Annotated in this window: 27 protein-coding genes; 17 read left to right on the top strand and 10 right to left on the bottom strand. The window is 61.4% G+C overall.

Annotation, left to right across the window (positions count from 1 at the left end):
• Positions 1–13 precede the first annotated feature (13 nt).
• The 4 genes from AC6IZO_RS09330 to AC6IZO_RS09315 all read right to left on the bottom strand — a co-directional run bounded on the left by AC6IZO_RS09330 (position 14) and on the right by AC6IZO_RS09315 (position 2,618).
• Positions 14–1,066 (bottom strand): GHMP family kinase ATP-binding protein, encoded by a 1,053-nt coding sequence (locus AC6IZO_RS09330; RefSeq protein ID WP_497804523.1) that lies wholly within the window; start codon positions 1,064–1,066, stop codon positions 14–16.
• Between the two features lie 2 nt (positions 1,067–1,068).
• Complete coding sequence (locus AC6IZO_RS09325; RefSeq protein WP_497804522.1) at positions 1,069–1,668, bottom strand: D-sedoheptulose-7-phosphate isomerase; 600 nt, start codon at positions 1,666–1,668, stop codon at positions 1,069–1,071.
• A 158-nt stretch (positions 1,669–1,826) separates the two neighbouring features.
• Entirely contained in the window at positions 1,827–2,234 is a 408-nt protein-coding gene (locus AC6IZO_RS09320; RefSeq protein ID WP_497804521.1) for a hypothetical protein, read from the bottom strand.
• Positions 2,235–2,327: 93 nt separating this feature from the next.
• The gene (locus tag AC6IZO_RS09315; RefSeq protein ID WP_497804520.1) at positions 2,328–2,618 is read right to left on the bottom strand and encodes a hypothetical protein; all 291 of its coding nucleotides are present in this window, start codon (positions 2,616–2,618) and stop codon (positions 2,328–2,330) included.
• A 73-nt stretch (positions 2,619–2,691) separates the two neighbouring features.
• On the opposite strand from AC6IZO_RS09315, the gene bfr (AC6IZO_RS09310) reads away from it, so the two are divergent.
• The 11 genes from bfr (AC6IZO_RS09310) (at position 2,692) to AC6IZO_RS09260 (ending at position 11,123) form a co-directional block, all read left to right on the top strand.
• Positions 2,692–3,165, top strand: coding sequence for a bacterioferritin (gene bfr, locus AC6IZO_RS09310; protein WP_497804519.1), 474 nt, complete (start codon positions 2,692–2,694; stop codon positions 3,163–3,165).
• Between the two features lie 97 nt (positions 3,166–3,262).
• Positions 3,263–3,790, top strand: a complete 528-nt coding sequence (gene bfr / locus AC6IZO_RS09305) for a bacterioferritin (RefSeq protein ID WP_497804518.1) — start codon at positions 3,263–3,265, stop codon at positions 3,788–3,790.
• A 590-nt stretch (positions 3,791–4,380) separates the two neighbouring features.
• Positions 4,381–4,947: an RrF2 family transcriptional regulator gene (locus AC6IZO_RS09300; RefSeq protein WP_497804517.1), complete on the top strand. Its 567-nt coding sequence runs from the start codon at positions 4,381–4,383 to the stop codon at positions 4,945–4,947.
• A complete protein-coding gene (locus AC6IZO_RS09295; RefSeq protein ID WP_497804516.1) occupies positions 4,948–6,219 on the top strand; it encodes an IscS subfamily cysteine desulfurase in 1,272 nt (423 codons plus the stop codon).
• A 136-nt stretch (positions 6,220–6,355) separates the two neighbouring features.
• Positions 6,356–6,742 (top strand): Fe-S cluster assembly scaffold IscU, encoded by a 387-nt coding sequence (gene iscU / locus AC6IZO_RS09290; protein WP_497804515.1) that lies wholly within the window; start codon positions 6,356–6,358, stop codon positions 6,740–6,742.
• Positions 6,743–6,828: 86 nt separating this feature from the next.
• A complete protein-coding gene (locus AC6IZO_RS09285; RefSeq protein ID WP_497804514.1) occupies positions 6,829–7,197 on the top strand; it encodes a HesB/IscA family protein in 369 nt (122 codons plus the stop codon).
• On the top strand, positions 7,197–7,952 hold the full coding sequence (hscB, locus tag AC6IZO_RS09280; protein ID WP_497804513.1) for a Fe-S protein assembly co-chaperone HscB: 756 nt from the start codon (positions 7,197–7,199) through the stop codon (positions 7,950–7,952). The genes AC6IZO_RS09285 and hscB overlap by 1 nt, the downstream gene beginning before the upstream one ends.
• A 143-nt stretch (positions 7,953–8,095) precedes the next feature.
• The gene (hscA, locus tag AC6IZO_RS09275) at positions 8,096–9,991 is read left to right on the top strand and encodes a Fe-S protein assembly chaperone HscA (RefSeq protein WP_497804512.1); all 1,896 of its coding nucleotides are present in this window, start codon (positions 8,096–8,098) and stop codon (positions 9,989–9,991) included.
• 13 nt (positions 9,992–10,004) lie between these two features.
• On the top strand, positions 10,005–10,418 hold the full coding sequence (locus AC6IZO_RS09270; protein ID WP_497804511.1) for a 2Fe-2S iron-sulfur cluster-binding protein: 414 nt from the start codon (positions 10,005–10,007) through the stop codon (positions 10,416–10,418).
• Positions 10,418–10,630 (top strand): Fe-S cluster assembly protein IscX, encoded by a 213-nt coding sequence (gene iscX / locus AC6IZO_RS09265; RefSeq protein ID WP_497804510.1) that lies wholly within the window; start codon positions 10,418–10,420, stop codon positions 10,628–10,630. Before AC6IZO_RS09270 ends, iscX begins: the two co-directional genes overlap by 1 nt.
• A gap of 250 nt (positions 10,631–10,880) precedes the next feature.
• Positions 10,881–11,123: a hypothetical protein gene (locus tag AC6IZO_RS09260; protein ID WP_497804509.1), complete on the top strand. Its 243-nt coding sequence runs from the start codon at positions 10,881–10,883 to the stop codon at positions 11,121–11,123.
• 133 nt (positions 11,124–11,256) lie between these two features.
• Here the strand turns inward: AC6IZO_RS09260 and AC6IZO_RS09255 are convergent, their stop codons facing one another.
• The 5 genes from AC6IZO_RS09255 to AC6IZO_RS09235 all read right to left on the bottom strand — a co-directional run bounded on the left by AC6IZO_RS09255 (position 11,257) and on the right by AC6IZO_RS09235 (position 14,478).
• Positions 11,257–11,421, bottom strand: a complete 165-nt coding sequence (locus AC6IZO_RS09255; protein WP_497804508.1) for a hypothetical protein — start codon at positions 11,419–11,421, stop codon at positions 11,257–11,259.
• A 55-nt stretch (positions 11,422–11,476) separates the two neighbouring features.
• Entirely contained in the window at positions 11,477–11,848 is a 372-nt protein-coding gene (locus tag AC6IZO_RS09250; protein ID WP_497804507.1) for a hypothetical protein, read from the bottom strand.
• 103 nt (positions 11,849–11,951) lie between these two features.
• Positions 11,952–12,974 (bottom strand): GTP 3',8-cyclase MoaA, encoded by a 1,023-nt coding sequence (gene moaA, locus AC6IZO_RS09245; protein ID WP_497804506.1) that lies wholly within the window; start codon positions 12,972–12,974, stop codon positions 11,952–11,954.
• A 73-nt stretch (positions 12,975–13,047) separates the two neighbouring features.
• Positions 13,048–13,683 (bottom strand): response regulator, encoded by a 636-nt coding sequence (locus AC6IZO_RS09240; protein WP_497804505.1) that lies wholly within the window; start codon positions 13,681–13,683, stop codon positions 13,048–13,050.
• Positions 13,684–13,734: 51 nt separating this feature from the next.
• Positions 13,735–14,478 carry a FadR/GntR family transcriptional regulator gene (locus AC6IZO_RS09235; protein ID WP_497804504.1) on the bottom strand — a complete coding sequence of 248 codons (744 nt, stop codon included), beginning with the start codon at positions 14,476–14,478 and terminating at the stop codon, positions 13,735–13,737.
• 259 nt (positions 14,479–14,737) lie between these two features.
• Between AC6IZO_RS09235 and AC6IZO_RS09230 the strand changes: the two genes are divergently transcribed.
• The 5 genes from AC6IZO_RS09230 to AC6IZO_RS09210 all read left to right on the top strand — a co-directional run bounded on the left by AC6IZO_RS09230 (position 14,738) and on the right by AC6IZO_RS09210 (position 21,753).
• Positions 14,738–17,317 (top strand): molybdopterin-dependent oxidoreductase, encoded by a 2,580-nt coding sequence (locus AC6IZO_RS09230; RefSeq protein WP_497804503.1) that lies wholly within the window; start codon positions 14,738–14,740, stop codon positions 17,315–17,317.
• 12 nt (positions 17,318–17,329) lie between these two features.
• On the top strand, positions 17,330–18,046 hold the full coding sequence (locus AC6IZO_RS09225) for a 4Fe-4S dicluster domain-containing protein (protein ID WP_497804502.1): 717 nt from the start codon (positions 17,330–17,332) through the stop codon (positions 18,044–18,046).
• A 59-nt stretch (positions 18,047–18,105) separates the two neighbouring features.
• The gene (locus AC6IZO_RS09220) at positions 18,106–18,819 is read left to right on the top strand and encodes a TorD/DmsD family molecular chaperone (RefSeq protein ID WP_497804501.1); all 714 of its coding nucleotides are present in this window, start codon (positions 18,106–18,108) and stop codon (positions 18,817–18,819) included.
• Entirely contained in the window at positions 18,816–19,589 is a 774-nt protein-coding gene (locus tag AC6IZO_RS09215) for a C-GCAxxG-C-C family (seleno)protein (RefSeq protein ID WP_497804500.1), read from the top strand. The genes AC6IZO_RS09220 and AC6IZO_RS09215 overlap by 4 nt, the downstream gene beginning before the upstream one ends.
• 577 nt (positions 19,590–20,166) lie before the next feature.
• Entirely contained in the window at positions 20,167–21,753 is a 1,587-nt protein-coding gene (locus AC6IZO_RS09210) for a hypothetical protein (RefSeq protein WP_497804499.1), read from the top strand.
• 314 nt (positions 21,754–22,067) lie between these two features.
• Here AC6IZO_RS09210 and AC6IZO_RS09205 read toward each other — a convergent pair whose 3' ends face one another.
• Positions 22,068–22,463, bottom strand: coding sequence for a hypothetical protein (locus AC6IZO_RS09205; RefSeq protein WP_497804498.1), 396 nt, complete (start codon positions 22,461–22,463; stop codon positions 22,068–22,070).
• Between the two features lie 120 nt (positions 22,464–22,583).
• On the opposite strand from AC6IZO_RS09205, the gene AC6IZO_RS09200 reads away from it, so the two are divergent.
• Positions 22,584–23,492 (top strand): asparagine synthase-related protein, encoded by a 909-nt coding sequence (locus AC6IZO_RS09200; RefSeq protein WP_497804497.1) that lies wholly within the window; start codon positions 22,584–22,586, stop codon positions 23,490–23,492.
• Positions 23,493–23,496 lie beyond the last annotated feature (4 nt).

Genomic DNA, 23,496 nt, shown 5'->3' with positions numbered 1-23,496 from the left:
GCGCGGGCGTCGCTCACAGGCCGGAGCGGCGCGCCAGCTCCTGTTCTTCGTCCTCGACTTCCTCGCGCTCGGGGTCGAGCGTTGTGGGCTGATAGAAGATGATCTTGCTGCCTTCGCGCTCGAAGCGGAAGGGGATGCGGCGCAGCCCCTTGAGGGCCTGTTTGACGGCTTCGCGCTGCTCCGGGCGGACGTAGATGAGCAGGAAGCCGCCGCCGCCGGCGCCAAGAATCTTGCCGCCGAGAGCGCCAGCCGCGCGTGCCGCGTCGTACCAGGAATCAATGGCCGCATTGGAGATGCTGGCGGTGAGCGAACGCTTCAGCAGCCAGCTCTCATGCAGAATTTCTCCAACGCCGTCGGGGTTGCCAGCCTCAAGCTCGCGGCGCACGTCATAGGCGTGCTGCACCATGCGGTGCATGGTGGCAATCTTGTCCTGCTTGCTGCCGAGCACCTGCGTTTGCTCCTTCAGAATGTCTCCGGCGCTGCGCGTGATGCCCGTGTAGAACATGAGCAGGTTGCGGTGCAGGCGGTCGAGCGTTTTGGTGGAGCAGATGAGCGGCTCCACGGCGACGGTGCCATCGGGATGGAAGCGGTACATGCGCAGGTCGCCAAAGGCTGCGGCGTACTGGTCCTGCTTGCCGATGGGGTCCTTGTTCAGGTCGATCTCAACGTGGCAGGCGCCTTCGGCAAGGTCCTGTGGCGAAACGCGGCGTCCCTGAAAGGCCTGCAAGCCGTTGAGCAGCCCGACGGTGAACGAGCTGGACGAGCCGAGGCCGCTGCCCTTCGAGGGAATGTCGGCATGCGAGGTGATTTCGATGCCCTGTTTCGGGCCCAGCAGGTTCAGGCAGTGGCGGACGATCGGGTGCTGAATGTCGTCGACGCGCTCGACTTCCTCGGTGCGCGAGTAACCGATGCGGATGCTGTGGTCAAAGCGCTGCTGGAGCGTGAGGTAGACGTACTTGTCAATGGCAACGCTGACGACGGCGCCACCGTGCTCGCGGTAGTAGCTGGCGATGTCGCTGCCGCCACCGGCAAAGCTGAGGCGCGTAGGCGTCTTGCTGATGATCATGGCTAGTGTGCGCCCTGGGCGGCGACGAGGCGGTCGCGCGTGATCTTGAGGTCGACGACGGCGTGAATGAGCGCCGTGTGCGCCACCTCGACGATGCCGTAGTGCTCGACGGTGACGTGGAAATTGACGTCGCCGAGAGCGCGGAGCTTGTTGTCCGGGCGGAAGCCGCTCATGGTGACGACGCGGCAGCCGATCTCGCGGGCTTTGGCCGCGGCCTTCAGGATGTTGGGCGAGTTGCCGGAGCTGGAGATGGCGTAGAGCAGGTCGCCGCGATGGGCGTGGAAGCCGATCTGGCGGGCAAAGACCTCTTCGTAGCCGAAGTCGTTGCCGAGGCAGGTGAGAGCCGCGCCGTCATTGAAGCACATGGCGGGCATGCCGCCGTTCTTGGAGAAATCGATGGCCATGTGAGCGGCGATGGCCGCCGAACCGCCGTTGCCGATGAACATGATCTTGTCGCCGCGCGAGATGGTCTCCAGCGAGAGGGCGAGGGCGCGGTCGTAGGCGGCGGCGCGCGTCAGCCCCTGGCCGTCGAGGCCGGTGCAGTCAACGGTCTCCAGCGCGCGCGCCAGATCCTGAAAATACGTGTCTACTTCGTGGCTCAAAACGAAGGGCCCTCCTGCGGGTCCGAATCCAGATACTCCGAAACTCTAGCTTCATTATATAGGGATGCTACGGGTTGGGAGCAGGGCACGGAGGTGCGGAGGAAAAGCAACGGCTCATGAATGAAGGAGAAAGGTCGCAGCTTCGGCGGACGGAGTGCTTAGTCGGCTTCGGAGACTTCCGGCGTCAAGGGCGTGGCGGGCGCGGGCTGGTTGGCCGAGTGGTAGCGGTGGATGCTGAGCGCAGCCAGGCCTCCGCTGACAAGCATGAGGACCTTGAGCAGCTGGATGGGGTGTACCGCAGGGTCGCCAATGATGCCGCGGAGGATGCTGAGCGCCGCCGAGGTGGCGCAGAGGCCAAAGTACATGCGCTCGCGCCAGCAGCGGGCCATGGCAAACAGCCAGACCAGCAGGGTGGTAACAATGCCGTAGATGGCGTAAAGCATGATGCCGCCGGTGGTGTGCAGGGGGAGCGGCGCCTTGGCGCCTCCGCGCAACCCCATGCCCGCGATGAGCAGGAAGAAGAAGGCGTGGATGAGCGCGATGACGGCGCGCTTGCGGCTATTCAAAAGAAAGTACTGTTCCATCCGGTACGGCTCGTTTCGAGGGGAATTGCCACTCCTATTCTACTTGAGGTAGATGCCACTCCAGAAACGGCGATGCTATTTCGGGTCGATAGGGCGGCGGTCATCGGGAGTGGAATGGGGCGGTTCCTCGTCGTTCAGATGCAGCACAACCTTGCCCTCGTTCGGGTCCTTGATCGGCACCTGCTGGTAATACCAGCGCAGTCCGAGGGCAATCACCAGCCCGATGAGGACGCTGACACCGAAAAAGAAACGGAAGCCGGGGTAACGCATCAGCAGCACAACCATGAGGACGGCGCCGCACGCGATGCCGAACGGACCGCGCGTCCAAAGGCTGCCTTCCAATCGGTGATGGGTGAAGCGTGCCATGCGGGAATTGTAGCCGAAAAGCGAAGTTCAGAGGCTTGGCACGAAGGTGCAGCTGGGCTAAACTGGCGGCATTATGAAAGGCAATCCTAAAGTCATCGAAAAGCTGAATGAGGCCCTCGCCGAGGAATTGTCGGCGGTTCATCAATATTTCGTCCACTCCGAGATGTGCGAGAACTGGCAGTACGAGAAGCTCGGAGGGATTACCAAGAAGCGCGCCGTGCAGGAGATGAAGCACGCCGAGAAGCTGATTGAGCGCATCCTGTTTCTGGATGGCACGCCGGTGGTGAACAAGCCGCTGGTGCTGACCATTGGCGCCAGCGTGCAGGAGCAGCTCAACAACGACTTCAAGGGGGAAGTGGACGCCATCGCCTCCTACAACGCCGGCATCAAGCTGGCGCGCGAACTGGGCGACAATGCCACAGCCGAGGTCTTCCTCGCGAACCTGAAAGACGAGGAGACGCACGCCGACTGGCTGGAGTCGCAACTGCACCTGATCAAGGAAATCGGCTACGAACGCTACCTGTCAAAGCAGTTGGAAGACGAGTAGGAGAAGTTTCAAGTTTCGGAGTTTCGAGTTTCAAGTTTTGATGCAAAGGCCCTTCCGAGTGGGAGGGCCTTTGACGTAGCTCGGAAAGGAGCGGATGGTGGCGATTTCCGCACTTGGCAGGCTGGCGGGTGCGGGCTACACTGTTCGGACTATGAAGGGAAACGCGAAGGTCATCGAAAAGCTCAATGAGGCACTCGCCGAGGAGTTGACGGCGATCAACCAATATTTCATCCATGCTGAAATGTGCGAGAACTGGCACTACGAGAAGCTGGGCGAGTTCATCAAGAAGCAGTCGATCGACGAGATGAAGCACGCCGAAAAGCTGATCGAGCGCATCCTGTTCCTGGACGGCACGGCGAACATGACCAAGCCCATGACGCTGAACATTGGACAGACCGTCAAGGAACAACTGGCCAGCGACCTGAAGCTCGAAGAGGACGCCGTGGCCATGTACAACGCAGGCGTCAAGCTGGCACGCGAACTGGGCGACAACGTCACAGCCGAGCTGTTTGTGAAGCTGCTGGCCGACGAGGAGAAACACGCCGACTGGCTGGAATCGCAGCTGCACCTGATCAAGGAAATTGGCTACGAGCGCTACCTGGCGCAGCAGTTGGAAGAAGACTAGGTGGAGTTTCAAGATTCGAGTTTCAAAGCGAAGGCCCTCCCGCATTCGGGAGGGCCTTTTTGCGTGGTGCGGTATCGCATCCCAGGTTAGCCTCGCGGTGCTCGGCGAACCTGGGGCACCCATGAAATCGCGGTGCTCGGCAAAACCTTCTACAAGTTCAGGCGCAGCCTCTTAGGCCAGCGGCGACTCGCGGTGCACTCCTGTGGATATCCGACTGATTTGCTCGCCTATCATCTAAGTTATAGATTCCATAGAAAATATAGTTGAGTTTCTGGCGCGATTTTCGGTTGCGCGCGAAAATTTGGAGGGCTATGCTTAAAGCCGACCAAAAAAGTCGGCAATATTGGCGACCAATTCGGTCTGGAATGAGTCCAACGAGCAGGGATTGGCCGGGGACTCTTCCGAGCAAGCGGCGCGAGGGCAAGGTGTGAAAAGCAGATCCTCGGCGGCGAAGCTCCTCAGGATGATGCCCTGAGCGATGGAGACAAGGGCAGACAGGTTGAAGCCGGACGGCGCGGCGTGAGTGGGATGCGGCGGCGGTCCGAAGCAGGCAGTACGAGAGAAGTGCAGAGGGACAGAGAGAAGCAAGGATGCTGAAGCTGACGAAGAAGGCGGATTACGGGTTGATTGCGATGCGGCACCTGGCGGAGAACCCGGCCAGCGGCGCCTGCAGCGCCAAGGACCTGGCCGATCTGTACAGCATTCCACAGGAAGCGCTGGCGAAGATTCTGCAGCGGCTGGCGAAGGCGCGTCTGCTGGTTTCGCTGCAAGGCACCAACGGTGGCTACGTGCTGGCGCGCGACGCCAAGACGATTTCGGCGCTGGAAGTGATTCGTGCCATTGAAGGGCCGCTGTTTTTGACCAGTTGCAGCAGCTCCAAGGGCGACTGCGGGCAGAGCGACCGTTGTACGGTGCGCGAGCCGCTGCGCAAGGTGAGCCGCACGATTGAAGAGGTTCTGGAGCAGTTGACGGTGTGGGAGCTGACGGCTCCGGCGCCGGAGATGCACGTGGCGCTGGTGACGATTGGTGCGGGCGACGCGGCAGCGGAAGCAAAGGTTCAAGCCCGGTTCCAGCAGAAACCGGCGGAAACGGGCGAGCAGGAAAATTTTGTGCAGTTGGTTGCCGCGGGGAACACGGCAAAGATCGAGGAGAACTAGATGTCTACGGAAACGATCACGAAGGAAGCACTGGCCGAAGCGAGCGGCGTGAAGCTGCCGATTTACCTGGATAACCATGCGACGACGCGTCCGGACCCGCGGGTGGTGGAAGCGATGTTGCCGTACTTTGGCGAGATATTTGGCAACGCCGCCAGCCGCAACCACGAATTCGGCTGGGTGGCGGAAGAGGCCGTGGAGCGCGGCCGCGAGCAGATTGCGAAGCTGATCGGCGCGTCGGCAAAGGAGATTGTCTTTACCAGCGGCGCCACCGAGAGCGACAACCTGGCGATCAAGGGCGTTGCCGAGATGTACGGCGAGAAGGGCAACCACATCATCACCCAGGTGACCGAGCACAAGGCAATCCTGGACACCTGCAAGCGGCTGGAGAAGCATGGCTTCCGCGTGACCTACCTGCCGGTGCAGAAGGACGGGCGCATCAGCCTCGACGATTTGAAGGCCGCGATCGACGACAAGACGATCCTGGTTTCGATCATGGCGGCGAACAACGAAATCGGCGTGTTGCAGCCGATCCGCGAAATCGGCGCCATCTGTCATGAGAAGGGCATCATCTTCCATACTGACGCCGTGCAGGCCGTGGGCAAGGTTCCGTTCAACGTAATTGAAGACAACGTGGATATGGCGTCGATCTCCGGCCACAAGATTTATGGGCCGAAAGGCGTGGGTGCGCTGTATGTGCGCCGCAAGAATCCGCGCGTGCAACTGGTGGCGCAGATGGACGGCGGCGGACACGAGCGCGGCATGCGTTCGGGCACGCTGAATGTGCCGGGCATTGTGGGGCTGGGCAAGGCGTGCGAGATTGCGCGGCTGGAGATGGCCGAGGAAGCCAAGCGCGACGCGGCACTGCGCGACAGCCTGTGCGAACAGATCATGTCGAACCTCGACGCGGTGTACATCAACGGCAGCATGGAGCATCACCTGCCGGGAAACTTGAACATCAGCTTTGCGTTTGTGGAAGGCGAGTCGCTGCTGATGGGCATCAATGATATTGCGGTCTCGAGCGGTTCGGCCTGCACCAGCGCCACCTTGGAGCCGAGTTACGTGCTGAAGGCCTTGGGCGCGGGTGATGACCTGGCGCACAGCTCCATCCGCTTCGGCATCGGACGCTTTAACACGCAGGCTGAAATCGATTACGTGGCCAAGCGTGTGGTGGACGTGGTGAAGCGCCTGCGCGAACTGTCGCCGCTCTACGACATGCACAAGGAAGGCGTGGACCTGGCGAAGGTGAAGTGGGCGGCGGGCGAGCAGCACTAAGGAACTGATGTCCCGGGTTCGCGAGAAGTAAAGGCATAACCCCCGGACGCATCAGAACGAAGGTTTGTAAGGATTCAGCGTTGACCGCGCCTGCGTGGGGTGGGCGCGGCAACCGAACAGAGAAGGAGAAATTGGGATGGCATACAGCGATAAGGTTCTGGACCACTACACCAACCCGCGCAACGTAGGCACGCTGGACAAGGCGAGCCAGGAAGTCGGCACCGGGCTGGTAGGCGCGCCGGAGTGCGGCGACGTCATGAAACTGCAGATCAAGGTAAACCCGGAGACGAAGGTGATTGAGGACGCGAAGTTCAAGACCTTCGGCTGCGGCTCGGCCATTGCCAGCTCGTCGCTGGCGACCGAGTGGGTGAAGGGCAAGACGGTGGATGAGGCGCTGGCGATCAAGAACACGGACATAGTCAAGGAGCTTTCTCTGCCGCCGGTGAAGATTCACTGCTCGGTGCTGGCGGAGGACGCGATCCGCGCCGCCATCGGCGATTGGAAGAAGAAGAACAACGGCTAGGAAAGCAGGGATCAGGGGCTAGGGATTAGAAATTTGTACTGGAACTCCGAGCCATAACGGCTGCGTGGTTGCAGCAGGAGATGCAGATGGAAGCAGTGCAGGGAGCACCACAGGCGGCGCCGCCGAAAGGCATCACGATTACCGATAAGGCGCTGGAACACATACGGGTGGCGATGCAGAAGGAAGGTATTGCGCCGGAAGAAGGCGGGCTGCGCCTTGGCGTGCAGGGCGGCGGATGCTCGGGACTGAGCTACGTGATCAAGTTCGACACGCAGCCGCGCGAGCGCGACCGCGTGTTTCAGTACGGAGACGTGCGCATCTTCGTCGATCCGAAGTCGTTCATCTACCTGCACGGCATGACGCTCGACTGGCAGGAGACGCTGATGCACAAGGGCTTCGTCTTCAATAATCCGAACGCGCAGAAATCGTGCGGATGCGGGAGCTCGTTCTCATAATGGCAGACGTGAAGCAGGGAACGAACATTGCGCTCCAGGTGGAGGAGCGCCCGAGCGAGCACCAGTGCTGGAGCTGCGGCGACATGCGTGCCACGCGCTTCTGCAACTCCTGTGGCAAGGTGCAGCCACCGCTGCCGGCCGACTACTTCAGCTTCTTCGGGCTGAAGCGCAAGCTCGCGGTCGACACCAAGAAGCTGGAACACGACTTCCACGTGCAGAGCCGCAAGCTGCATCCGGACATGAACGCGCTGGCAACGTCGAAGGAGCAGGAGTGGAGCCTGCAACTCACCTCGCAGCTCAACGACGCCTACCGCACGCTGCGTGACCCAATCTCGCGAACCGAATACCTCCTGAAGCTTGAAGGCCGCGAACTGGAAGAACAGTCGCGGAACGCAACCGATGCGGCCAAGGCCAGCGGTGCGCAGAAGAAGCAGATTGTTCCGCCGGATCTTCTGGAAGAAGTGTTTGAGCTGAACATGCTGCTGGAGGAGGCTCGCGCGAACAAGAAGATGGGCGAGCACGACGAAGATGTAGCCGAACAGTTGCAGGGCATGAAGCGCACGCTCGAAGAGCGCATGAACACCCTGATGAACGAACTGCACGAGGCGTGGAAGCAGTGGGATGCGCTGATTGAGCGCGGCCTGATTGGCCCAACCGACCGCGAGCGCGCGCTCAACAAGATGGTCGATGTGCTGAATCGGCGCAGCTACATCCGCAACCTGGTGCGCGACGTGAATGAAGTGTGCGAGGGCTGAGACCCTCGCATTGATTTTTCGGATTTTGGAATTTCAATATTCTCGAACCTGCGCCTGATTGCGGCGGTATCGCGACGGCGAGAGCGGTTTGAGAGTGTTGAAATTCGAGAGTCTCCAAATTTATAGATTCGAAAACAGGACTCATGTCTGAACGTGTGATAGGAATCGACCTGGGAACCACGAACTCGCTGGTGGCCTACATGGAAGGCGAGCGGCCGATGGTGATCCCGGGCGAAGATGGTTCGAACCTTGTGCCCTCGGTGGTGGCGCTGGAAGCAGACAGCCACGTACAGGTGGGCAACCTTGCGCGCAAAGCGCTGATTGAAACCCCCGAACGCGCCATCTACAGCGTGAAGCGGCTGATGGGCCGCGGCGTGGAAGATGTGCAGGACGAGCTGAAGCTGTTCCCCTTCCACCTGGCCGAGGATTTGGCCGCCGGCGAGGTGCTGCGCATCAAGCTGGGCGAGCGTACGTATACACCGCCGGAAATTTCCGCACTCATCCTTCGCCAGCTCAAGCGCAACGCCGAGCGGTTTTTCAACGCACCGGTAACGAAGGCGGTCATCACGGTGCCCGCGTATTTCAACGACGCGCAGCGGCAGGCCACACGCGACGCCGGACGTATTGCCGGACTGGAAGTGATGCGGCTGGTGAATGAACCGACGGCGGCATCGTTGGCCTATGGGTTGGATAAGAAGCGCAACGGCACGGTGGCGGTTTACGACCTGGGCGGCGGCACCTTCGACGTTTCCATCCTGAAGTTGAGCGATGGAATTTTTGAAGTGGTGGCCACCAACGGCGATACGCACCTGGGTGGCGACGACATCGACAACCTGCTGATCGGCATTGCGCTCACCGATATTGCCGGTGACATGCAGCTGGACCTGCGCTCGAGCGGCGAGGCCGTGCAGCGCATCCGCAAGGCTGTGATCGAGGCGAAGATCGCGCTCAGCTCGAAGGAACAGGCGACGATCGACGTCGACCTTCCGGGCGGTGTGAAGTATCAGCGGGAGATTACGCGCGCACAGTTTGAAGAGCTGATTGAGCCGGTGGTGGAGCGCACGGTGGCTCCGTGCCGCCAGGCCATGCGAGACGCGGGCCTGACGCCACAGGAGATTGACGAGGTCGTGCTGGTGGGCGGCTCCACGCGCATTCCGCTGGTGCGCCAACTGGTGAAGCAGTTGTTCCAGCGCGAACCCCATTGCGACATCAATCCGGACGAGGTGGTGGCGTTGGGCGCGGCGGTGCAGGCCAACATTCTGGGCGGCGGCAGCGCGGCCACGGAAGACATGCTGTTGCTGGACGTGACGCCGCTTTCGCTGGGCATTGAAGCCCTCGGCGGCGTGGTGGCAAAGATCATCCACCGCAACTCGACGATTCCGGCTTCGGCAACCGAGCACTTTACAACCGGTGTTGAAGGGCAGACGAGCGTGGCAATCCACGTGGTGCAGGGCGAGCGCGAGCTGGCGAAGGATTGCCGTTCGCTGGCGCGGTTCGACCTGAAGGGAATTCCTCCGATGCCGGCCGGACTGCCGCGCATTGAAGTGCGATTTCTGATCGACGCCAACGGTATCCTGCATGTTTCGGCGCGCGAGGCTCGCAGCGGCAAGGAAGCCGAGATTGACGTGCAGCCAAGCTACGGCCTGACGGACGAGCAGGTGGAGAACATGATTCTCGAGTCGTTCGACTTTGCCGAGCAGGATTTTGAGCAGCGCCAGGTGATTGAGGCGCGCAACGAGGCAGAGACGATTTTGACCGCGCTCGGCAAGGGCCGTGCAAATGAAGCATGGCAACTACTGAGCAAGGACGAGCGCACGTCGATTGACCGGCTTGAGGCCGAGCTGAATGCGGCGCGCGCAGGCAGCGACTACAAGACAATTCGCGGGGCGATTGACGCGCTGAACCAGGCAACCATGCGGCTGGCCGAACTGATGATGGACACGGCCGTGACGAGCGCGCTGCGCGGCAAGAACATGACCGAGGTCCGCGACGAGGGACCGGCGGCGCCGCACCCGATTGGCAAAGCAGAGTTTGAATAAGACAAGCGAACCTATGAGCGAACAAAACGAAAAGCAGAGCAACACGGCGACGGCAGCTTCGGAAAAGACGGTGAAGGTCACGTTCCTCCCCGGTGGGCAGACGGTGGAGTTTGAGCACGGCAAACTGGAGTACCAGGAGCATGGCAAGCCGCAGTCGCTGCTGGATGTGGCGATGAACTTCGGCGTCCACCTGGAGCACGCGTGCGGTGGCAACTGCGCGTGCACAACCTGCCACGTGGTGGTGAAGAAGGGCAAGGAACTCATCAGCGAGATGGACGATGACGAGGCCGACAAGCTGGACATGGCGGCCGACCTGCAACTGAACTCGCGGCTGGGCTGCCAGGCGGTCATCACCAAGCCCGGTGAGATTGTTGTCGAGATCCCCTCGTGGAACCGCAACTACGTGAGCGAGGGCGGAGACCACTAATGGCCAAGCTGAGCTGGGACAACGCGGAAGACATTGGCATTGCGCTGGCCGAAGCCTACCCGGAGGAGAACCCGCTGGAGGTGCGCTTTACCGACCTGCACAAGAAGGTTACGGCGCTGGCGGAGTTCGGCGACGATCCGCAGAAGTCGACCGAGGGTAAGCTGGAAGCGATCCAGATGGCCTGGTACGAGGAATGGAAAGATAGAGAATAGGAATAGATCTATCTTCACTGCGGCATGTTGTCTGCTGTCAGTTGTGGACTGCGCCTGTACAAATTGATTTGATGTGAGCACCTTGGCAAGCCAAGGTACTCACCCCTCTCATAGAGCCGTTTCTATCTTTTAAAGCAATTGATCTTTGGCTTGACCGGACCTGCACCCAGTTTGACGGTGACACTGATATGGTCACTCGGTTTTAGCCTTCAGCATTCTTGCGGGTCAGCTGTTTTCAGAGGGCGCGACGTTGAACGTGCCTCTGGCAGAACTGGTTCCGTTCTGGACGCATACCCGGCCGCAACCAATTGCGACGCTCAAGAGCACGGAGAAGGACCACATCCTGCATGCTCTGCGGGAGTGCAACGGCATCGTGTCCGGTCCGCGGGGCGCTGCCCTCCGTCTGGGAGAGAAGCGCAGCACGCTGATTGCGAAAATGCGACGCCTGGGCATATCACTGGCCGAATTCAAGGCCCAGAGCCTGCAAGCGTAGGCAGCGACTGGCGAGCCTATGCGAGTGCGGCTCCCCGCCGTGGGGCAGGGACAGTGCGGCGGCAGCGAGAGTGAGGCCTCCCGAGGCAAGGCATTGAACCTGCCCGGGAGGCCTATATTTACAGATTCCTAAGTTAGCGTTTGCGCTTGCCGGATTTGGCCGGCGGCAGCACGGCGGGTGCCGCCGTCTCCGGCGTTTCGACGATGGGGCCGTTGCGGCGCGAGCGAATTTCCACCCACACCAGGAACGCTACGGCGATCAGGGTCATGACCAATACAACAATTTTCGATGCGAGCATAGATCACCTCATCAGGGCTGACAGGTTGGCGAACAGGCACGAGGCCTGAGGGTTGTTAGCTGAGCGATGAGGAGAACTGCGGCGGAGCGCGTGAAGCAACGGTGCGCACATCCGTAGAGGCCGGACGTAGCGGTTGCGGCTGCGTATGTAGAAGTGCGGCGACGGCACTGTGCGCGATGGGGAGTGAAACGAGTGCTGCCAGGTGTGCGAAAGCTGCTCCACTGGCATGCTGCGAGCGGTAGACGCCGTTGGGCGGCCGCGTGGGCAGCGATGAGAATGCAGGCGCGGAGCTGGTTACGGAGGCGACAGCCGGGCGTACCTCTCCGGGCGCGGCGGGCCTCAACCGAACCGACGGCGTGAGACCGAGCAACAGCAACGCCAGCACGAGCAGGCACGACAGAGCCGCATTGTGACGTTGGTTGCGCATTCCTCCTATTATAAAAGATGCGGGTTCCTCCCGGAGGATTCGGCGAGCGCGCCACGCAAAAGGTGCGGGATGCCTCAGAAATGAAGGGAGCCTGCCGCTGATCTCATCCGCCGATGCGGCTCATGACGTACTCCGTATCCATCTGCTGAGGCGCATGCTTTCCTGACAAATATTGATGAAATCCGTCGATGGAATACTCGTCGTCGGAGTGAGTGCGCAGGGCAGGGAGATCAAGCGTGACGGGGTCCATGAGGCAGCGGCGGAGCTGCCCCGTGGCGTCCATGCGCAGCCGCTCGCAGGCGGCGCAGAAGGGATGCGAGCGCGGCGAGATCCAGCCGACGGTGATACTGTGGCCTCGCCAGAGAATACGGGTGTTGCGCGCCGGAGTGTGGCCGACGGACACGATGGGTTCAACTACGGTGCGGCGCATCAGCCACGCCAGCACCTCATCCACGGCCACGAACTCCGATTCGCACCATGGACGCTCGGTGCCGGTGCGCATCAGTTCAATGAAGCGCAGCTCAAAGTCGTTGGCGGCCGCGTAGTCAAGCAACGGGTAGAGTTCATCCTTCCATGTTGACCGGCGAAGCACCGTGTTGAGTTTGATGGGCTGGAAGCCTGCATCGCGGGCGGCATCAATTCCGCGTAGCGTCTGCTCCAGGCGTCCGCCGCGCGTGATCTCCGCAAAACGCGTGGGGTTCATGGAGTCGAGCGAGATGTTCACCCGGCTGAGGCCGGCGGCCTTCAAGGCAGCGGCCTTCTTTTCGAGCAGCGTGCCGTTGGTGGTGAGCGAGACTTCGCGAAGCTGCGGCAGAGTGCGGAGGTTGCGCACCAAGTCCTCCACCTGCGGGCGCACCAGCGGCTCTCCGCCGGTAAGGCGCACGCGCTCGATCGGCGTGTGTTTCAAAATCCACGCGGTGTGGGCAAATAGCTGCTGCAGGGGCAGTGCCGGGTCCGGCTGCTCGGCCGTGCCGCTCCTCGCAGGCATGCAGTAGCAGCAACGGAAGTTGCAGCGGCCAGTGACGGAGAGGCGAAGCACGCGGAGACGCTTGACCGGGTCCGGGGCGAGCGGCTTATCCGTGGCGCTGGGGAACAGGAGTTGCAACGGAGGTTGAGGAATCGTCATGGCGTCTCTTCTCCGGCAAGGAGTCTGTGCGGCTTCTGCATGCAACGCAGCAGGCGGCGCGGCTCCACGCGGCTTAGCTCACAAGGCCTTCCTGCATGGCCAGACGAACCAACTCTGCCGTGCTCTTCAACCCGTAGTCCTCCATGATGCGGTACTTGTGAAACTCAACGGTGCGCGGCGAAATGTTCAACACCGAAGCGGTTTCCTTGGCGCAGCGGCCCTCGGCGAGCAACTGGAGCACCTGACGCTCGCGCGGAGTCAGGCGAACTTCCGAGGCACCTCCGGCGGGCGCGGTGCGGAACTGTTCGAGCAGCGGCCCCGCCAGGACCGGGGGAACATACTTTTCACCGCGCAGCGCGATGTTGATGGCGCCGATCAGCTCTTCCGGCGATGAGTGCTTGAGAACGTAGGCGGAAGCGCCGAGCTCATAGGCCTTGGCGGCGTAACTCACCTCGCGATGCATGGTAAGGAAGACGATTTTGGCAGTGTGTCGAGACTTCTTGAGCAGGGCGGCGGCGTCCAGCCCATTGAGAAGCGGCATGGAAATATCAAGCAGGACGACATCGGGCTGCGCGGTCTCGAATGCATCCAGCAGGGCACGGCCATCACCAACGTTTCCGGCGTATGCGAAGTGCCGGGAGAGGATGACCTGCAGGGAATCAGTGATCATGCGGTGGTCATCGGCGTGAAGAATGCTTGGCAGCGGCATGGGGGATCTCCATCGGTATACTGGTATACCACTATTCCCCAAACGTGCCAATTATTTTTTGCGGGAGGCAGAGGCGCTGGCGCTCAACGTGGGCACCATGTGGCGGACGTCATGCAGGTGGTGAAGCATGGCGGCACGGGCCGCGTCAGCGTCCTGCCTGCGGATGGCGTCAAAAATCTTGCGGTGTCCGGCGAGGGCCTCCATGCGCTGCTTGCGGGTGCGGAGGGTTTCCTGCCGCGAATGCAGCAACATGGTGTGCAGCATTTCATTGATGCGGATGACAATCTCATTGCGCGAGGCAAGGATGACCGCGTTGTGGAACTTGACGGAGGCCTGGCGCACCGGGCGGTCGCGCAGAATCTCCAATTCGTGCTCGACCATGTACTCTTCCATGCGCTCCAGCTCCTCGGGCGTGCGGCGCTGTGCGGCCAGCCCGGCGGCAAGGCCTTCGATGGCCTCGCGCACGTCGAACAGATCATAGAGGCGCGCAACGGGATCGAGCAGCGGGTCCATGTTGCTGATGACGTCGCTGATTGGAGCCTTGCGGATGACCACCCCTTGGCCGCGAACGTTGGAGACAATGCCGAGCAATTGCAATGACTTCAGGGCTTCGCGCACCGGCACGCGGCTGACGCCGAAGACCTCCGCCAGTTCGCGCTCGGAGGGGAGCACATCGCCTTCCTTCAAATCGCCTTCGCGAACCCACTGCTTGATGCGGTCGACGATCTGCGAATAGAGCGCACCGGCGTTTTCGGTGGTGCGGTCAAGCGATTGCTGTTCCTTCTTCAAGTTCATGGCTGCGCGTAAGTTTACCACCTTTGTTTCCCGCACAATCCAGTCTCCTCGGCACGGCGGAAATGTGGCGTCTCCGCTCCATGTGACCTGCCTTGGAGCCGAACCCCGTGGTGTTGAACCCGTAATTTCAGTTGGCACACCTCGTAAATGCCCGAGTGGGCAGGCATGCACGGCAGGGGGATGCTGAAAGTGATGAAAAGCAGGTGCACATCAGAGAGCCTGCGGCATTCATTCGCGTAAGTGGTCGTGAGGAGAAATCATGGACGAAAACAAGCCTCTATCCCGGCGAGGTTTTCTAAAGTTCGCGGGTGTGGCAGCGGTGAGCCCGGCATTTGCCGGCTTCCCCTTCCAGAACCTGAAACAGGTTGGCGAATTCAAGCGCCATCCCCAGGAAGAGTACGCAGTCAAAGTCACGAAGAGGATTCCGCAGGTGTGCGCCCGCGCCTGTGAAGCCAACTGCTTCTTCAACGTTGTTGTGGGCATCGACCCGAAGACCGGCATGGAGCGCGCACTGACGATTGAAGGCCGCCCGGAAGACCCGGTCTCCAAGGGCAAGTACTGCATCAAGGCGCTCGGCTACGTGGATTCGCTCTACGATCCTGACCGCCTGATGGTGGCCCTGAAGCGCACCAACCCCAAGAAGGGCACGGACGAGGACCCGGGCTGGGTGACGGTGAAATCCAGCGACGCGGTGACCGACATCATCCGCGTGATGAAGAACCACAAGCGCGACGAGATTCTGATCTGCTCGCCGGGCAACCCGGCCACCAACAAGATCTGCAAATCGCTCGGCGTTATCCGCAGCGACCAGCGCACCGAGTGCTTCGGCACGCACTACTACATCAACTGCCTGACGCTGACCAACCCGCCGAACTCGGTTTATTCGAGCACCTACACGCCCTCGCACCACGTGCCGGCCTTCGACTTCGACATGTGCAAGTACCAGGTGTGGTTTGGTTATGACTCCATGACCAAGCTGGGCAAGGCCGCGCTGCTCAACCACTTTGCGGAAGTGAAGCGCAGAGGCGGCAAGATCGTCATCCTGAACCCGATGCGCACGCCTTACGCCGATACTTACGCAACCGAGTATCACGCGATCAAGCCGGGCACCGACCTGGCGGTGGCGCTGGCAATTATCCACACCATCATTGCCAGCAAGGGCTACAACACGGACTTCCTGAAGAACTACAGCGACGCTCCGGCGCTGGTGGACGTGAACACCAAGCTGGCGCTCAAGACCAAAGACGGCGCCTTCATGGGCTGGAATACAGCGAGCGGCAAGGCCGAGTCGATCAACGACTGCAAGGAGCCTGCACTCGCGGGCGGCCCGTACAAGGTCACGGTTGACGGCAAGGAAGTAACGGCCAAGCCTGTGCTGCAACTGCTCGGTGAGTCGACCAAGAGCTTCACGCCGGAATGGGCGTCGAAGATCAGCGACGTGCCTGCCGCAGCGATCCGCCGCATGGCAACCGAACTGGCGGCAAACGCGCCGGAAGCGATGATTCCTTCCAACAAGCGTGACGCTGCTGGCCCGAACTACGCCAACAGCTGGCGCCTGCGCCACGCCATCAGCGTGGTCAATACGCTGCTCGGTTCCATCGACCACGAGGGCGGCGTGCTGATGCAGCACGACGTGAAGATTCCGTGGTTCGAAGACCTCGGCGGCCCGAACAAGCCGTATCCGGAACTGCCGTCTACACCGGCGGACTTCCGCACGGAGTTCCCGGTCACCAACAACATCTATCGCTACAAGGATTTCTCGGCGCCGGGTCACTACGGCATGGTGGGCTGGGGCTTGTACAAGACCAACCGCGCGAAGGTCGTCTTCTTTGTGAACCCGCACCGCGGCATGTTCGCAACAATTCAGCCGCAGATGGTTGAGAAGGGCCTGGAGAACAAGGACCTGGTGGTTGACTGGAACCTGTTCCTCGACGACATCGGCTACTGGTGCGACTACGTGCTGCCGGCCTCGCATCAATTCGAGGACTCCAAGCTCGACGTTCGCTCCTACTTCCCGAAGCAAGCTTGCCTGGTGGGCGGCGCGCCTGTGCAGAAGCCGGCGGGCGACGTCATCGGCTGGGGCAACATCGCGTTCCGCATGGGTCTGGAAATGGCTCCGGAGTACTGGACCACGGATGGCAGCGGCGACCCCAAGAAGGCCTATCCGATGAACATCACCGATGTGGCCGTGCGGCAGGTTGGCGCAGCGGAAAACACCAAGGACTTCATCGCCAAGGGTGCCTTCTGGATCGACGACAAGCCGTATGAGAACTACAAGCACATCCGCCAGTTCGGCTACGGCCGACCGTACGGACGTGTGCGCATGTTCCTCGACGAGTTCACGCAGGTGGGGCACGACGCGCTGCCCAACTGGCACGCGCGCTGGCAGGCACCGGAGGGCGAGTACCGCTATTCGATGCTGGTGACGCGCGCTCCGTGGTACATGCACGCCGATCCGAACTTCATCAACAATCCGGTGCTCAAGCAGATCACCACCAAGAACTACATGGACTGCGTGTGGGTGAGCAAGAAGCACGCGGAGAAGCTGGGCTTGAAGGAAGGCGATGAAGTCATCCTGACCAGCAATCCGCGCTACATGAAGGACCTGCCGCGTCCGGTGAAGGCGAAGCTGCACCTTACGAGCCGGATTACGCGCGAGGACTGCGTGCTGCTGTATCACGGCATCGGCCACCGCGCGAAGAACCTGCGGTACGCCAAGGGATTCGGCTACCGCGACGGCGATCTGGTTCCGCAGAAGGATCCGATGATGAGCAAGAAACTGGACCCGCTTGGCATGGGCTGGGTGGAAGACGTGTACGTCAGCCTGAAGAAAGCGTAGAGGGAACAAGCGATGAAAGAATATGCCATTTTGTACGACAGCACCTACTGCACCGGGTGCAACACGTGCAGTTATCGCTGCATTCAGGAATTCCGCGAGCACGATGTCGCGGCGCGAGGGACCTTCCGCAACCTTGTCGAGATCAAGGACGAAGGCATGTATGACCAGCGCTGCATGCAGTGCTCCGACCCGCAGTGCGTGCAGGCCTGCTCGGCGGGCGCGCTCAGCAAGTCGGAATACGGCGCGGTCCTGTTCAACAATGACAAATGCACTGGCGACGGACACTGCGTCTCGGCCTGTCCGTTCCACGGCATCAAGCTGGACACGGTGACGCGCAAGGCCGTGAAGTGCAACATGTGCGCGCACCGGCTGGTGGAAGACAAGGCTCCGGCGTGCGTGGAGGCCTGCCCGGCGAAGGCGCTGCAGTTCGGCGAACTTGCACCGATGCTGGCCTTGGCGCAGGAGACTGCCAAGAAGGGGAACCTGAAAATCTACGGCGCCAAGGAGAATGGTGGAACGCACTTCATCATCCTCACCAAGGAAGCGCCCGCGACGCTCGGGTACCCGGTGGTCGCCGCTACCAAGCACGGTGGCAAACATGTAGCCGGCATGAAGCTGGGCGCGCTGCCACTGGTGGCGGGCATGGCCCTGGCCGGTTTGCAGAAGCTGACCGAGCGGCGTGACGACGTGGCACGCAGCGAGCAGGACGCCAGCACGGGGAACGACTAAGCAAGCAGCAGGCCCCGGCCGGGTTCGCCCGACCGGGGCTTTGCACGCAAGAGGTTTCTATGTCGATGACAGCGCAAGTTGCGGCTACTCCGTGCACGAGCGGAGAAGCCACGCACACCGAACAACAGGCACTTCACTATTCACTGCTCGCGCAAGTGATGAACTATCCGGACGCGACGCTCTACGGCATGCTACACGAGGAAGCGATGCTGGACGCCCTGCTGCGTTCCTTTGAGCAGGCCACCGGCAAGGCTCCGAGCGAGGCCATGCGCGCGCTGAGCACGGACTGTGCGCACGCAGTGGAAGGCGACGCCGCCGAGGCGTTACTGACCTTGGAGCGTGATTACACGCGTCTGTTCTTTGCCTCCAAGCCGCGCCTGGCATACCTGTTTGAGTCCGTCTACCGCGAGGGCCGCCTGATGCAGGAGTCGACCTTCCAGGTGGCGCGCCTTTATCAGGACGCGGGGCTCACACTCTCCGAGGACTTCCGCCTGCCGCTGGACCACATCGCGGTGGAACTGGAGTTTCTATCGTTTCTCTATACAAAAGAGCTTGAAGCGGGCCACAAGGGCGATGCCGATACCGTCGCCTACGCGCAGGAGCTGCGCGTCGTCCTGCTGACGAAGCACCTGACGGCTTTCGCCCTGGCGCTCGCCGAGCGCATGGGCAAACATGCGCGCCATCCGCTGTACCGCCTCGCGGCCGCGATTCTCGCGGAGGACTTTGCCGCCGGGGCGGCCGTTGCACCGAAAGATCAGGAGAAGAATGCATGAGTGAGTCAAACCGTAGAGACGTTCTCAAGCTGATGGGCGGCGTGGTTGGCGTCACGCTGGGCGCCGAGGTTCTGCTGAGCGCAACGAACGATGCGCCGCAGGCCGTCGCCGCGAGCAAGCTGCGCCAGATGCCCTGGCCTTACAAGCCGCTCGATCCTGCCGTTATCGGGCAGCGCGCCTTTGAATCGTTCAAGAAGGGCGATTGCATGTACGGCGCCTTCGAGGCCATTGCCGGCGCGGTTGCCGATCAGCTCGGCGAACCCTACACGGATTTTCCGTTCCTGATGTTTCGCTTTGGGGCTGGCGGCATCAACGGCTGGGGCACGGTGTGCGGCGCGCTGTCGGGCGCCGCGGCGGCGTTCCAGTTGCTCTCGCCCACGCCGGGGCCGCTCATTGACTCGTTGTTCGCGTGGTACGAAGCCGAGCCGCTGCCGAACTTCAAGCCCACGGGCATGAAGTTCCCGCAGGTGCACTCGGTCTCCACCACGCCGCTCTGCCACTCGTCGGTCTCCAATTGGTGCAAGGCGTCGAAGAAGAAGACCTACTCGCCGGAGCGCGTGGAGCGCTGCGCCACCATTGCGGCCTCGGTCGCCTACAAGGGCGTGCAGTTGCTCAACGACCAGGTGGCGAAGAAGCCGATTCTGGCTGTCTTCCCGCGCGAGACCAAAGGCTGCATGGATTGCCACGAGCGCGGCGGCATGTTGGAGAACACCCGCGGCAAGATGGATTGCGGCGGCTGCCACTCGCAGCGGATTGGCAAGCACCCATAGCCGGAAGCCCGGCATTGCAGCCGCCCGCGGCTGGGGGAGCAGGTTCGCGCCGCGCACGTGAATGCACAGGAGATCGTGCGCGGCAGTTCCTGGTATCCGCCGGGGCGGGCTAATTTCTCTGGCAGGGAAGCGGTGTGGGCTGGATGCGTTGTCCGGCCCACGTCGAGGCGTGTGTTTGGGCGCGGAATATTCGTGCGCACGCGTCTCCTCAACACAGGCTCAACGAACAGTAGAAACACGGATTTGACGTGGCGCGAGAGCGTGGCCTTTCGCGCGCAGGGGAAGCTCTGCGCCAAATGAGCCACAGGACGACGCCGCAAAAGCAGTTGCAGCAGTTGCGAAGCTCGAAGTCGAGAGCACGCTGCCCAGGCGGGCGGCGTTGCACGTCATATAAGGAGAAATCATGCTACATCCCGTTCATCGTGGTGCCATAGCAGTCTTATTGTGCGGGTTATGTTGTACATTGCCATGCGCGGCGGAAGGTCCGCAGGCTGGCAAAACAGCGGCGAAGCATGTCGCGGCAAAGAAGGCAAAAGCTCCGTCGGCTACCGAACAGTCGATGCAGGAGCTGAAGGAGATGGTTCTTCGGCAGCAGGCCAAGACCGACGAGTTGCAGAACCAGCTTCAGCAGACGCAGCAGGAGTTGAAGGAGACGCGGCAGAAGTTGTCGCAGACGGAAGCGGCGGCGCAGGAAGCTCGCGCCAAAGCGTCCACGGCCGATGAGGCCAGCACGCAAATCAAGCAGGTGCAGAGCGACCTGAGCAACGTGAAGACTGTGGTGGCCACCAGCACCCAGAGCATTGCCGCCACGGAAACGCGCGTGAAGAAGCTGGAAGAGCCGACCACGCTGCGCTACAAGGGCCTGACGCTGACGCCGGGCGGTTTCCTCGAAACCGACTTTGTCGTCCGTGCGCGTAACCAGAATGCCGACATTGCCAATGGTTACACGACCTCGCCGCTTGATCATTCTTCGAACGCAAACCTCACCGAGTTCCGCGGAAGTGCCCGTGCTTCCCGCCTGACGCTGCTGGCAGAAGGCAAGGCCGGCTCAACGAAGCTCAGTGGCTATTACGAAATGGACTTCCTCGGTGCCGCGCCAACTTCCAACCAGGTGCAGGTCAACGCGTGGGTGCCGCGTCTGCGCCAGGCATGGGCGCAGGCTGAGTTCCCTGGCGGATGGACGGTGTCGGCCGGCCAGTTCTGGAGCCTGATCACCACCAACCGCAAGGGCATCGCCCTCCGCACGGAGTTCCTCCCCCTGGTCGCCGATGGCAACTACCACGTCGGCTACAACTTCGTGCGGCAGGCCGGTGTTCGCCTCACCAAGAACTTCAATAACAAGGTGTGGGCGGCCGTCGAAGTGGCCAACCCGGAGACCACCGTGACCGGCGTTGCGCCGGCGAACCTGATGGGCCTGGCCAATAGCGCCACAGACGCGAGCGGCGTGCTGATTCTTCCGTACTCGGCCAACTACAGCAGCGGCGTAGCGGCCAACAAGCTGCCGGACTTCCTCGGCAAGATCGCCATCGAGCCGGGTTGGGGACACTATGAAATCAAACTGATCGGCCGCACCTTCCGCGACCGCGTTGCAGCCACGGCAACCACCGAGGCGAAGAGCAACGTGAGCTACGGCGGCGGCATTGGTGCTGCGTTCATTCTCCCCGTGGTGGCCAAGAAGGTGGATATTGTCGGCGAAGGTCTCATCGGCCGCGGCATTGGCCGTTATGGCGCCTCCGGTTTGCCTGACAATACGCTGAACCCGATCACCGGCGAACTGCTGCCGTTGCGGGAAGCGCACTTCATGGGCGGCATTGAAATCCATCCGAATCCGAAGGTGGACTTCTTCGCCTATGGTGGCGATGAATATGCGCAGCGGCTGGCGCAGGTGACCGCGACGGGAACCGCCGCTGGCTACGGCTCTCCGCTGACGTCGTTCGCCTCCTGCACCAACGAGGTGGCGATCAACTCCTGCGCGGGCTCGAACAAGAACATCTACGAGGCCACGGGCGGCTTCTGGTACCGCTTCTACAAGGGAGCGGCCGGAACCGTGCAGTACGGCAACCAGGTGGCCTACTTCCATCGCAGCTTGTGGCGTGGCGTGGGCACGGCTCCCACGGGCAGCAACGTGGTGGTCTACACCACGCTGCGCTACTACCTGCCTTAAACCTCCAAGACGGGCGGTACTCACTTCGGGATGGTGCTTCGGCACCATCCCCTTTTTTGTTTGCAGCAGTGAAGGAGAAGACGTGCGAGGTGTGGCGTAGCTGATAGGTGAAAGGAGGCCGTGCTGCACGGCGAGGCACAGCGACGAGCGAAGTGTGGGCGCTTGTCCCACTGCACATCCGGGGTGGCGCAGTCTCAGGGGCGTCCTTGCAGGTGCGGATCACGAACGCATCGGAGACAAGAAAAGGCCCGTCGCATCGACGGGCTTCAATTTCTACTGCGCAGGCATTGCATCGGAAGTACTACGAGAGAGAATTAACCACCAATTCCGCCGAGGTCACCATCGCCGCCGCCAGGGCTCTGCGTATCAGGGGCCTTGGCGGGTTCCTTCGGTTCGGTGCTCTTGGCGTTGTCTTTGTTCTGGTCTTGCTTTTCCGCCGGTGTGGCGGAGTCATTCTTGGCGTCGTCGGCCTTCTTCTGGTCCTTCTGCTCGTCCGCCTTCTTGTCGTCGGTGGCGGCCTTGGTGTCCTGGAATTCGGCGCCTGCGCGCAGGTCGGCCCAGGCCTGGTCGGAGAGGGCAAAAACCTTCACCGAAGGCTGTGGGTGGTGGCGCAGAGCAGGGAAGACACGGGCAAAGGTGGTGCGGGTAAAGGTGAGCAGAAACATCAGAAAGAGGACGACGTAATTCGGTACTTTCTTAAGCGCACTCATGGGGGTTACCTCTGCACTGGATGCGGCGCGGAGGCCTTGGGCCTCTGGCACGAAAGTAGTGTATCACTCTCTGGCATACCGGTATACCACTTTTCCAGTTTTCTTCTTATAATGCCTTTCATGGGCAGCCTTCAGAACTTTCGCTACCACGGAGAAGCGCCCGGCTTCCCCACGCATGAGTCCGAGTTCGGCTTTTCACACTGCACGCGCCAGCCGCAAAGCTGGATGCAGGAATTGGAGCAGGCGGCGGTGCGCATCGCCGAATCCACGCGCCGCCCCATCTGGCTCTGCTCCAGCGGAGGCGTGGACAGCGAGACGATGTGCGAGATCTTCCTGCGCAGGCAGATTCCGTTCCAGGTGCTGACCATCGAGTTCGCCGACGGAAAGAATTCGCACGATATTGAATACGCCAAGCAGTGGTGCAAGGCGCACCGCGTGACGCACAAGCTTCATCAGCTCGACGTATTCGACTTTGTGCGCGACGAGATTGAACGCTACGTTTCCCAGGGCTACGCCGCCATCGAGCCTTTCCGATTCATGATGATCAAGGAGATGGAACTGGTGGAGGAGATGGGCGGCCTGGCGGTGCTGGCCGGTGGCGAGCAGTTGTTCGAGGTCGACACCAGCAAGCCCGTGCTGACGGCCGCCGACCCGTATCTCAGTATGGACATCAGCTACACCACGCCACTCGAATTCTGCCGCCGCAACCAATTGCCGCACGAGCCGTACTTCTATTTCAGCGCGCCGGAGATCATGCTGGCCTGGCAGCGCATCCCGATCATCGACTTTGTGCTGCACAACCCGGATTTTCTACGCCATCCGACGAACAAGCACGCTCTGAAGAATTCGGTCATCCGCTATCACTTTCCGCAGCAGCAGTGGCGCAACAAGTATCACGGATTTGAGCAGGTGCAGAACCTGGCGCACATGGCAAAGGCGAAACTCGCGGAGTATTTTGGCGACCGCATTCACAAGCGCAAGATCTATGTGCAGGATTTGCAGCGTCAGCTTGAGCCTGTGCAGCACTAGGCAG

Source organism: Oryzophilus luti (genome assembly GCF_059726245.1).
Note: the sequence above shows the minus strand (reverse complement) of the source record. Positions and strands in the feature narration are given on the sequence as shown.

Coding starts and splice junctions, on each gene's coding strand:
- moaA (WP_497804506.1), bottom strand. CDS start 12,974: ATGACGATTCCTCAACCTCCGTTGCAACTCCTGTTCCCCAGCGCCACG.
- hscB (WP_497804513.1), top strand. CDS start 7,197: ATGGCAGACGTGAAGCAGGGAACGAACATTGCGCTCCAGGTGGAGGAG.
- bfr (WP_497804519.1), top strand. CDS start 2,692: ATGAAAGGCAATCCTAAAGTCATCGAAAAGCTGAATGAGGCCCTCGCC.
- AC6IZO_RS09210 (WP_497804499.1), top strand. CDS start 20,167: ATGGTTCTTCGGCAGCAGGCCAAGACCGACGAGTTGCAGAACCAGCTT.
- AC6IZO_RS09225 (WP_497804502.1), top strand. CDS start 17,330: ATGAAAGAATATGCCATTTTGTACGACAGCACCTACTGCACCGGGTGC.
- AC6IZO_RS09215 (WP_497804500.1), top strand. CDS start 18,816: ATGAGTGAGTCAAACCGTAGAGACGTTCTCAAGCTGATGGGCGGCGTG.
- iscU (WP_497804515.1), top strand. CDS start 6,356: ATGGCATACAGCGATAAGGTTCTGGACCACTACACCAACCCGCGCAAC.
- AC6IZO_RS09255 (WP_497804508.1), bottom strand. CDS start 11,421: ATGCTCGCATCGAAAATTGTTGTATTGGTCATGACCCTGATCGCCGTA.
- AC6IZO_RS09330 (WP_497804523.1), bottom strand. CDS start 1,066: ATGATCATCAGCAAGACGCCTACGCGCCTCAGCTTTGCCGGTGGCGGC.
- AC6IZO_RS09315 (WP_497804520.1), bottom strand. CDS start 2,618: ATGGCACGCTTCACCCATCACCGATTGGAAGGCAGCCTTTGGACGCGC.
- AC6IZO_RS09300 (WP_497804517.1), top strand. CDS start 4,381: ATGCTGAAGCTGACGAAGAAGGCGGATTACGGGTTGATTGCGATGCGG.
- AC6IZO_RS09285 (WP_497804514.1), top strand. CDS start 6,829: ATGGAAGCAGTGCAGGGAGCACCACAGGCGGCGCCGCCGAAAGGCATC.
- AC6IZO_RS09250 (WP_497804507.1), bottom strand. CDS start 11,848: ATGCGCAACCAACGTCACAATGCGGCTCTGTCGTGCCTGCTCGTGCTG.
- AC6IZO_RS09235 (WP_497804504.1), bottom strand. CDS start 14,478: ATGAACTTGAAGAAGGAACAGCAATCGCTTGACCGCACCACCGAAAAC.
- AC6IZO_RS09230 (WP_497804503.1), top strand. CDS start 14,738: ATGGACGAAAACAAGCCTCTATCCCGGCGAGGTTTTCTAAAGTTCGCG.
- AC6IZO_RS09220 (WP_497804501.1), top strand. CDS start 18,106: ATGTCGATGACAGCGCAAGTTGCGGCTACTCCGTGCACGAGCGGAGAA.
- iscX (WP_497804510.1), top strand. CDS start 10,418: ATGGCCAAGCTGAGCTGGGACAACGCGGAAGACATTGGCATTGCGCTG.
- AC6IZO_RS09240 (WP_497804505.1), bottom strand. CDS start 13,683: ATGCCGCTGCCAAGCATTCTTCACGCCGATGACCACCGCATGATCACT.
- AC6IZO_RS09205 (WP_497804498.1), bottom strand. CDS start 22,463: ATGAGTGCGCTTAAGAAAGTACCGAATTACGTCGTCCTCTTTCTGATG.
- AC6IZO_RS09270 (WP_497804511.1), top strand. CDS start 10,005: ATGAGCGAACAAAACGAAAAGCAGAGCAACACGGCGACGGCAGCTTCG.
- hscA (WP_497804512.1), top strand. CDS start 8,096: ATGTCTGAACGTGTGATAGGAATCGACCTGGGAACCACGAACTCGCTG.
- AC6IZO_RS09200 (WP_497804497.1), top strand. CDS start 22,584: ATGGGCAGCCTTCAGAACTTTCGCTACCACGGAGAAGCGCCCGGCTTC.
- AC6IZO_RS09295 (WP_497804516.1), top strand. CDS start 4,948: ATGTCTACGGAAACGATCACGAAGGAAGCACTGGCCGAAGCGAGCGGC.